Here is a 7,430-nt window from a genome sequence, read left to right on the forward strand (position 1 = left end):
TAAACACATGTTATAATTATCTAGGAAATTTAGAGGAGTGAAGTGCATGAGACAATGGACGGCGATTAACTTGGCGAAACTTGCACGCAAAGCAAGCCGAGCTGTCGGCAAACGTGGTACGGATTTGCCAGGTCAAGTTGCAAGAAGAATTGATAAAGATATTTTAAGAAACTTAGCTGAAAAAGTAGATGATGTTGTATTTATCAGTGGTACAAATGGTAAAACAACTACATCGAATTTAATTGGCCACACTTTAAAAGCTAATAACATAGATATTATTCATAATAACGAAGGCGCAAATATGGCTGCAGGTATCACATCTGCATTTATTGTGCAATCCAATCCAAATACTAAAATAGCGGTTATTGAAATTGATGAAGGATCAATCCCACGTGTATTAAAAGAAATGACACCTACAATGATGGTGTTCACAAACTTTTTCCGTGATCAAATGGATCGATTCGGTGAAATTGATATTATGGTGAACAATATTGCTGAAGCTATTAGTCATAAAGGTATCAAGTTGATATTAAATGCTGATGATCCTTTCGTAAGCAGATTGAAAATTGCGAGTGAATCAAACGTATACTACGGTATGAAAGCTCATGCTCACGAATTCGAACAAAGTACAATGAACGAAAGTAAATACTGTCCAAATTGCGGACGACTGCTTGCTTATGATTACATACATTATAATCAAATCGGTCATTATCACTGTGTGTGCGGCTTCAAACGTGAAAAACCAAAATACGAAGTTTCGAAATTTACAATTTCACCATTTATTCATTTAACAATCGGAGATACAACATTTGATATGAAAATAGCTGGTGATTTCAATGCATATAATGCAATTGCGGCTTACAGTGTATTAAGAGAACTTGGCTTAAATGATGCATCGATTAAAAATGGTTTTGAAACGTATACTTCAGACAATGGACGTATGCAGTACTTTAAATCCGGCAACAAAGAAGCGATGATTAATTTAGCAAAAAATCCTGCTGGGATGAATGCCAGTTTATCAATGGGTGAACAATTAGAAGGTAAGAAAGTTTATGTCATCAGCTTAAATGATAATCCTGCAGATGGTCGTGATATTTCTTGGATTTACGATGCCGACTTTGAAAAATTAAGCAATCAAGATATTGAAACAATTATTGTGACAGGTTCTCGTGCAGAAGAATTGCAGTTGCGATTAAAATTAGCTGAAGTTAATGTAGCGGTTGTTGTTGAAAAAGATATTTATAAAGCAACAGCACGCACAATGGATTATTCAGGCAAAACAGTCGCAATTCCAAACTATACATCACTTGAGCCGATGCTTGAACAATTGAACCGTTCATTTGAAATGAGGGAAAATCAATGAATGAATTAACAGTCTATCATTTTATGCCAGATAAATTGAATCTATATAGTGATATTGGTAATATTATTGCTTTAAAACAACGTGCAAAATGGCGCAATATCAAACTGAATGTTGTCGAAGTGAATGAAACAGAAGGTGTAACGTTAGAGAATTGCGATATCTTCTTCATCGGCGGCGGCAGTGACCGTGAACAAGCATTAGCTACAGAAGAACTAAGCAAAATTAAAAGCCAATTGAAAACTGCGATTGAAGACGGTATGCCCGGCCTTACAATTTGCGGGGGTTATCAATTCTTAGGTACAAAATATATCACTCCTGATGGAACTGAACTTGAAGGGCTAGGTATTTTAGACTTTTATACGGAGTCTAAAAAAGAGCGTTTAACAGGTGACATTGTTATTGAAAGTGATACCTTTGGGACAATTGTTGGATTTGAAAACCACGGTGGCAGAACTTATCATGATTTCGGCACTTTCGGCAAAGTGAAATATGGTTTTGGAAATAATGAAGAAGATCAAAGAGAAGGTATTCATTATAAAAATTTATTAGGTACTTATCTTCATGGACCTGTATTGCCGAAAAACCATGAAATCACAGACTACTTACTGAAAAAAGCGTGTGAAAGAAAAGGTATTCCTTTTGAACCAGAAGCTTTAGATAATACAGAAGAAGAAGCGGCTAAACAAGCAATTGTTGAGCGTTTAGAAAAACAACATAAATAACATAAAAATAGCGGATGGCCTGATTTGAAGTTGGTCATCCGCTCTTTCATTATGCATAACGGTTATCTAAGATACGATAGGTTAATAGAATTTCATAAATTAAATGGCTTTTTAATTGCTCTTTATCAAATTCATCCAAATGTGTGACAGATGTTTTTAATAGCCTTGCTTCTGCTTCTTCACGTTCAAAATAACCTGTTGCAATAATTTCAGAAATACTTTTAGCAATTTTCAATATAGCTGCACGTTCTTTTGAAGTAAAAACAACAAAAGTATCTTTAGGCAAATAGATAATATTAGATAAATGCGTAATAAATAAACGATCGATATGAGCGCGATTTGTTAATGCTTTTAACAGTACCCAATCATCTTCATGCTTGTGATAAGACAACTCATCTTTTTGATACCGAATTAAAGTTTCAACATGCATACTTTTAGTCAGTAATTTTTCGAGCTTTTTATTACTTTGTGTAGAATGAAATTTACCGATTACAAGTTCATGTAATCTTTCGCTATATAATTGATACATATCTTTTTCTGTTTGTAAGGCAGATGTTTCGACTTGATGATAATACTTAGGCGGTAAAATAACTAAGTTGACCAATCCTGCAGTGACAAGACCGATGACTGCAGTGAGTAATCGAGAGAAGAAATTAAATAAATAAGCATCACCAATCCCTGGTATCATTGCCATTGCTGTTAAAGTCGCAACAGTAATTCCATCATGCAATTTTAATTTTGCGCATATAAAAATTGTACAAGTTGCACTGAATGCATAGGCTAAAGCGGATTTGTCGCTGAAGATATATGTGAAGAGTACTGCAAGCAATGCACCAATAACGGTTGCTGGCAGTCTTTTGTAGCCTTTTTTTAAAGAAGCTTTGGCTGTAGGTTCAATTGTTACAATTGCTGAAAGTGTTGCGTAAATAGGATTTAAATGAAGCGACATACAAAAGAAAGCAGTTAAAAAAGTCGCTAGTCCTGTTTTAATTGTTCTTGCTCCGATGATTTTGTTATACCATTTATCGTGTGTCATAAATAAAACCTCTCTTGGATGAAGCACTTGCATAAAAAATTAACGTAAAAATGTGTTCATTCTGTTTTAAAAATTCCTACGTTTAGTATATCAGATTAATTTTGGTATAATAAGGTAGAATGAGTGCTGAATTGTGATGAGTTTGTTTAATTTTTTGCATGACAGCAATGAAAAGGTAGTGACGAATCATATCAGATGAGCGTCAACTTTTCTGAATTAATTTTTGAAAAAAGGAAAGGGATCACACATGATTGTAAAAACAGAAGAAGAGTTACAAGGATTGAAAGAAATCGGATATATCTGTGCGTTAGTCAGAGATAAAATGCAAGCAGCAACTAAACCAGGTGTAACGACTAAAGAGTTAGATGACATCGCAAAAGAATTATTTGAAGAACATGGAGCGTTGTCAGCGCCAATTCATGATGAGAATTTCCCTGGCCAAACATGTATCAGTGTGAATGAAGAAGTCGCACACGGTATCCCAGGTAAACGAAAAATCCGCGAAGGCGATTTAGTAAATATTGATGTTTCAGCATTGAAAAATGGTTTATATGCAGATACAGGAATTTCATTTGTAGTAGGTGAACCTTCTGATCCAATGAAAGAAAAAGTATGTGAAGTAGCTGAAGAAGCATTTGAAAACGCAATGAAAAAAGTGAAACCAGGCAGTAAATTAAGCCAAATCGGTAAAGCAGTTCATGCGACTGCACGCAAAAATGACTTGAAAGTGATTCGTAATTTAACAGGTCATGGCGTCGGCAGTTCATTACACGAAGCGCCTAGTTATGTATTGAATTATTATGACCCTAAAGAGAAAACTTTACTAAAAGAAGGACTTGTATTAGCAGTAGAACCATTTATTTCATCAAATGCTACGTTTGTGACTGAAGGTAAAAATGAATGGGCTTTTGAAACAAGCGATAAAAGTTATGTAGCACAAATAGAACATACTGTTATCGTTACGAAAGATGGTCCTTTACTTACAACTAAAATTGACTATGATAAAGAATCATAATACTGTTGAAATCGCGCTGTAATAAACTTGAAGCGGTTTAGGACTAAAGTATGAATGAAAGATGGTTCCGGAGACTATCCCGTTGTCTCCGGCTTTCTTTTATAATGGAATCAACAATGAATGAGGTGGTTCCATGAACTTGTTTACAGTTTATCTAGAAAAAATTTATCAAAATACAATTAAAAGCAGTATTGTAAACTGCCAAGAAAATTTAAATAAAAAACTACATTCAACTAAACAATATATTCAATATTTAAATCGCAAAAGAGTATATATTGTTGAATTGATAGAAAAGCTTACGCTTGAAATTGAAAATAAATATATTGATTTATTAGATCAGTATCAAATTTCTAACATTCAGCGTATGGAGAATATTGAAAATGCAGAACTTAATGCGTTGATGAAGGAATTAAACGACGCAGAAACTGATTGTGCCAGAATTGAAGCAGATTTAACATATCAAAATAAAATACGAATTACTTTGGAAAGAGAATGTGATATGATTGCACAAATGAGTTTAGTTGCTTAGAAAAGGTGGCGAAAAATGACAAATAAATATATCTCAACTGAGATGTTGATTGTTTTCACTGCATTAATGATCATAGCCAATTTTTACTACATCTTTTTTGAAAAAATTGGCTTTTTGCTCGTATTATTATTAGGGATTATCTTAATTTATGTCGGCTACCTTTATTTTCATAAAGTTAGAGGATTATTAGCCTTTTGGATAGGTGTATTACTTGTTGCGTTTACCTTATTCTCAAATAAATATACGATTATTATTTTATTCTTATTCATGTTGTTATTGATTATTCGTTACATCATCTTTAAATTTAAACCTTTGAAAATTATAGCGTCTGACAAAGAAGTCACATCTCCTGAGTTTATTAAGCAAAAGTGGTTTGGAAATCAAAAAACACCTGTCTATGTTTATAAATGGGAAGACATGCAAATTCAGCATGGCATTGGTGACATTCACATTGATTTGACGAAAGCAGCTAATATTAAAGAAAACAACACAATTGTAGTGCGTCATTTCATTGGTAAGATTTTAATCATTGTACCGACAAATTACAATGTAAATCTGCATTTCGCTGCTTTTTACGGTAATGCATCTATTAATCAAGAAACAATCAAAGTTGAAAATAACCATATTCAGATGAAAGAAGAAACAAAAGCTGAGAATTATAATATTAATATTTATGCTTCTACATTTATTGGAGATGTAGAGGTGGTTTATCGATGAACCATTATATAAGAGCGATAGGTTCAATGTTAATATTGATTTACAGCATTTTAGCTATTTTCTTTTTCATCGATAAAGTCTTTGTAAATATTGTCTTTTTTCAAGGAATGTTCTATACACAAATTTTCGGAATTCCAGTTTTTTTGTTTTTAAATATCATTGTAATATTGATGTGTATTATCGTAGGTTCTGTATTAGCGTATAAAGTGAACCAGCAAAATCATTGGATTAAAGACCAAATTGAACATTCTATTGAAGGTGAAGTCGTAGGTATTAATGATCAAAATATCGAACTTTATCAAGAGACGTTAGATATCTATCATATGTTGGTACCTTTAAATCAAGAATTGCACCGCTTACGTATTAAAACACAAGATTTAACGAATGAAACTTATAATTTAAATGATACAAAAGTAAAAAAAATTATAGAAGATGAACGTCAACGTTTAGCAAGAGAACTGCATGACTCGGTGAGCCAGCAATTATTTGCTGCAAGTATGATGTTGTCTGCTATAAAGGAAACTAAGTTAGAACCGCCTTTAGATCAACAAATTCCAACACTTGAAAAGATGGTACAAGATTCACAACTTGAAATGCGTGCTTTATTGCTTCATTTACGTCCATTAGGCTTAAAGGACCGTTCATTAGGTGAAGGTATTAAAGACTTGGTTGTAGACTTGCAGAAAAAAGTTCCGATGAAGGTAGTTTATGATATCGAAGATTTTGAAGTGCCAAAAGGGATAGAAGATCATTTATTCCGAATAACACAAGAAGGTATATCAAACACTTTGCGACATGCCGAAGGTACTAAATTGACGATAGATTTATATAATAAAGACGATTATTTACTATTACGTATTCAAGATGATGGTAAAGGTTTTGATGTAGATGAAAAAATGGAAAAAAGTTATGGATTAAAAAATATGCGAGAACGCGCATTAGAAATCGGAGCAACACTGCATATTGTATCATTGCCTGGTGCAGGGACAAGAATTGAAGTGAAAGCGCCGTTGAACAAGGAGGAATTCGATGACGATTAAAGTGCTATTTGTTGATGACCATGAAATGGTGCGTATCGGCATTTCAAGTTATTTATCGACACAACCAGATATTGAAGTGGTAGGGGAAGGAAAGTCTGGAAAAGAAGCTATTGAAAAAGCACATGAACTGCATCCTGATTTAATATTAATGGATTTATTGATGGAAGATATGGATGGTGTTGAAGCTACACAGCAAATCAAAAAAGATTTGCCAGATATTAAAGTGTTGATGTTAACAAGTTATATTGAAGATAATGAAGTTTATCGTGCACTAGATGCAGGGGTAGACAGTTATATCCTCAAAACAACAAGTGCAAGTGACATTGCAGAGGCAATTAGAAAAACACAACATAATGAATCTGTATTTGAAGCAGAAGTACTTGTTAAAATGCGTAATCGCATGAACCAACGTGCTGAATTATATGAAATGCTCACTGAAAGAGAGATGGAAATCCTGTTATTAATTGCAAAAGGGTATTCCAATCAAGAAATTGCAAGTGCTTCTCATATTACAATTAAGACAGTAAAAACGCATGTTAGTAATATTTTAAGTAAATTAGAAGTGCAAGATAGAACACAAGCAGTTATTTACGCTTTCCAACATGATTTAATCCAATAAGAAAAGCTGAACCCATTCTAAATCGGGTTCAGCTTTTTATTTATAAGTTTATTTATTTTGAGCAGCTAATTCATAGCCGTCTTGAATTAAGTCTAATTCCCCTGTATGAGGGTCAATTACTAATCCGTGAATAGGTACAGATTTATCAAATAACGGGTGATTGTATAACATATCGATATTTCTACGAACATTTTCCTCAGCATCTTTGAACCCTTGTAAAAAAGCTGTCCACGTCTACACCAGAATGTTCGATGATTTCAAATGTTTCTTCTGTTACACCGCGTTCTTTCATTGCATCTTTAACAGTGCTGACATCAAGACAACCCATTCCGCAATCTTTATGTGCCATAATAATAATTTCTTCAGCACCTAATGCATAAATACCAACA

Annotated in this window: 10 protein-coding genes; 7 read left to right on the top strand and 3 right to left on the bottom strand. The window is 33.5% G+C overall.

The genetic code is table 11. The features are described from left to right. Nucleotides 1-46 precede the first annotated feature (46 nt). On the top strand, nucleotides 47-1,363 hold the full coding sequence (gene murT / locus A4G25_RS12730; protein WP_047132841.1) for a lipid II isoglutaminyl synthase subunit MurT: 1,317 nt from the start codon (nucleotides 47-49) through the stop codon (nucleotides 1,361-1,363). Then, a complete protein-coding gene (gene gatD / locus A4G25_RS12735; RefSeq protein WP_047132842.1) occupies nucleotides 1,360-2,085 on the top strand; it encodes a lipid II isoglutaminyl synthase subunit GatD in 726 nt (241 codons plus the stop codon). Before murT ends, gatD begins: the two co-directional genes overlap by 4 nt. Nucleotides 2,086-2,134: 49 nt before the next feature. Here the strand turns inward: gatD and A4G25_RS12740 are convergent, their stop codons facing one another. Next, complete coding sequence (locus A4G25_RS12740) at nucleotides 2,135-3,121, bottom strand: FUSC family protein (RefSeq protein WP_047132843.1); 987 nt, start codon at nucleotides 3,119-3,121, stop codon at nucleotides 2,135-2,137. Between the two features lie 247 nt (nucleotides 3,122-3,368). Between A4G25_RS12740 and map the strand changes: the two genes are divergently transcribed. From map to vraR, 5 genes are all read left to right on the top strand, one after another. Further along, nucleotides 3,369-4,136, top strand: a complete 768-nt coding sequence (gene map, locus A4G25_RS12745) for a type I methionyl aminopeptidase (protein ID WP_047132844.1) — start codon at nucleotides 3,369-3,371, stop codon at nucleotides 4,134-4,136. 133 nt (nucleotides 4,137-4,269) lie between these two features. Further along, a complete protein-coding gene (locus A4G25_RS12750) occupies nucleotides 4,270-4,665 on the top strand; it encodes a hypothetical protein (RefSeq protein ID WP_047132845.1) in 396 nt (131 codons plus the stop codon). Between the two features lie 15 nt (nucleotides 4,666-4,680). Further along, nucleotides 4,681-5,382 carry a cell wall-active antibiotics response protein VraT gene (gene vraT / locus A4G25_RS12755; protein WP_047132846.1) on the top strand — a complete coding sequence of 234 codons (702 nt, stop codon included), beginning with the start codon at nucleotides 4,681-4,683 and terminating at the stop codon, nucleotides 5,380-5,382. After that, nucleotides 5,379-6,422 carry a sensor histidine kinase VraS gene (gene vraS / locus A4G25_RS12760; RefSeq protein WP_047132847.1) on the top strand — a complete coding sequence of 348 codons (1,044 nt, stop codon included), beginning with the start codon at nucleotides 5,379-5,381 and terminating at the stop codon, nucleotides 6,420-6,422. The genes vraT and vraS overlap by 4 nt, the downstream gene beginning before the upstream one ends. Then, on the top strand, nucleotides 6,412-7,041 hold the full coding sequence (gene vraR, locus A4G25_RS12765; protein WP_047132848.1) for a response regulator transcription factor VraR: 630 nt from the start codon (nucleotides 6,412-6,414) through the stop codon (nucleotides 7,039-7,041). The genes vraS and vraR overlap by 11 nt, the downstream gene beginning before the upstream one ends. Before the next feature lie 48 nt (nucleotides 7,042-7,089). Here the strand turns inward: vraR and A4G25_RS13410 are convergent, their stop codons facing one another. Further along, nucleotides 7,090-7,212 (bottom strand): hypothetical protein, encoded by a 123-nt coding sequence (locus tag A4G25_RS13410; protein WP_418080431.1) that lies wholly within the window; start codon nucleotides 7,210-7,212, stop codon nucleotides 7,090-7,092. 25 nt (nucleotides 7,213-7,237) lie between these two features. Further along, a complete protein-coding gene (locus A4G25_RS13415) occupies nucleotides 7,238-7,390 on the bottom strand; it encodes a hypothetical protein (protein WP_418080432.1) in 153 nt (50 codons plus the stop codon). Nucleotides 7,391-7,430 lie beyond the last annotated feature (40 nt).

The organism is Staphylococcus condimenti (genome assembly GCF_001618885.1).
GTDB classification, from domain to species: domain Bacteria; phylum Bacillota; class Bacilli; order Staphylococcales; family Staphylococcaceae; genus Staphylococcus; species Staphylococcus condimenti.

What these genes read in the sequence shown, in the direction of transcription:
- vraT (WP_047132846.1), top strand. Translation starts at nt 4,681, where the DNA reads ATGACAAATAAATATATCTCAACTGAGATGTTGATTGTTTTCACTGCA.
- vraR (WP_047132848.1), top strand. Translation starts at nt 6,412, where the DNA reads ATGACGATTAAAGTGCTATTTGTTGATGACCATGAAATGGTGCGTATC.
- vraS (WP_047132847.1), top strand. Translation starts at nt 5,379, where the DNA reads ATGAACCATTATATAAGAGCGATAGGTTCAATGTTAATATTGATTTAC.
- A4G25_RS13410 (WP_418080431.1), bottom strand. Translation starts at nt 7,212, where the DNA reads ATGTTATACAATCACCCGTTATTTGATAAATCTGTACCTATTCACGGA.
- A4G25_RS13415 (WP_418080432.1), bottom strand. Translation starts at nt 7,390, where the DNA reads ATGGCACATAAAGATTGCGGAATGGGTTGTCTTGATGTCAGCACTGTT.
- murT (WP_047132841.1), top strand. Translation starts at nt 47, where the DNA reads ATGAGACAATGGACGGCGATTAACTTGGCGAAACTTGCACGCAAAGCA.
- A4G25_RS12750 (WP_047132845.1), top strand. Translation starts at nt 4,270, where the DNA reads ATGAACTTGTTTACAGTTTATCTAGAAAAAATTTATCAAAATACAATT.
- map (WP_047132844.1), top strand. Translation starts at nt 3,369, where the DNA reads ATGATTGTAAAAACAGAAGAAGAGTTACAAGGATTGAAAGAAATCGGA.
- A4G25_RS12740 (WP_047132843.1), bottom strand. Translation starts at nt 3,121, where the DNA reads ATGACACACGATAAATGGTATAACAAAATCATCGGAGCAAGAACAATT.
- gatD (WP_047132842.1), top strand. Translation starts at nt 1,360, where the DNA reads ATGAATGAATTAACAGTCTATCATTTTATGCCAGATAAATTGAATCTA.